Raw genomic sequence first — 1,068 nt, 5'->3', positions numbered from 1 at the left:
GACAATCTCGAGGTGGGGCGGCTGGATCCGATGAACCTGCCCGGCCATGTGGCGAAGCTCGACCTGTCCGGGGCCGACGGGCTGATCCTGTCGGCCTGCGTGCAGATGCCATCGCTTCCGGCGGTTCAGAAAGTGCAGGACATGATCGGCCTGCCGGTGATCACGGCGGCGACCTGCACCGCGCGCGAGATCCTGACGTCGCTGGGGCTGGACCCGGTGGTGCCCGGCGCGGGGGCGGCCCTGGGCACCCTGCCCGCAACAGCGCAGGTGCCGGCATGAACGTGCGGATCACGGGCACATCGCTTTATCTTCAGGCCAACGGGCTGCGCCACCATGTGCTGGTCTACGGCGACACCGGCCAGCCCGCGGTGATCGTGCTGCCGGGGATCACCAGCCCGGCGGCGACGGCGGATTTCCTGGCCGTGCAGATCGCCGATATGGGGTTTTCGGTCTATGTGCCCGACATTCGCGGCCGGGGCGAAACCGATGTGGCGCCCGCCGGTGCCTATCGGTTGCACGATTACGCGGCGGATGTCGACGCCCTGGTGAGGGGGCTGAAGCTGCACAGGCCGATCGTGATCGGCCATTCCATGGGGGCACGGATCGCGGCGGCCTATGTCACGCAATACGCGCCCGAGGATCACAACCTGGCGGTGATCATCGACCCGCCCCTGTGCGGGCCGGGCCGGGGGGCCTATCCCACCAGCCTCGAGAGTTTCATGGCGCAGCTGAATGAAGCGAAGGCCGGCACCACGCTGGAGGCGGTGCGGCGGTTCTATCCCAAATGGCCCGAGCGCGAATTGCAGCTGCGCATCGAGGTGCTGCCCGGCTGCGACGAGACCGCGATCCGCGAGTCCCATGCCGGGTTCGAGAGTGAGGATTTCTTCCCCTTCTGGGAAAAGCTGACCCTGCCCGCGGCCCTGATCCATGGCGGCGACAGCCCGGTGGTGACAGCGCAGGGCGCCGCCGACCTGGCCCGCACCAACCCCGCCATCCCGATCACCTGCGTCCCCGACGCAGGCCACATGATCCCCTGGGACAATGAAAAGGGGTTCTTCCGTGTGTTGA

General features: G+C 67.8%; 1 protein-coding gene and 1 pseudogene. Both read left to right on the top strand.

Features of this window, described 5'->3' with window-relative positions; all coding sequences use genetic code 11:
* A pseudogene (locus GGR17_RS20225) lies at window positions 1–279 on the top strand (hypothetical protein); the annotation flags it as partial.
* On the top strand, window positions 276–1,068 hold a 793-nt coding region (locus GGR17_RS20220; RefSeq protein ID WP_183314836.1), incomplete at its 3' end, for an alpha/beta fold hydrolase. The pseudogene GGR17_RS20225 and the gene GGR17_RS20220, both read left to right, overlap by 4 nt.

Source organism: Actibacterium naphthalenivorans (assembly GCF_014196965.1).
Lineage (GTDB): Bacteria > Pseudomonadota > Alphaproteobacteria > Rhodobacterales > Rhodobacteraceae > Actibacterium_A > Actibacterium_A naphthalenivorans.
This window is presented reverse-complemented; position numbering and strand designations above follow the sequence as displayed.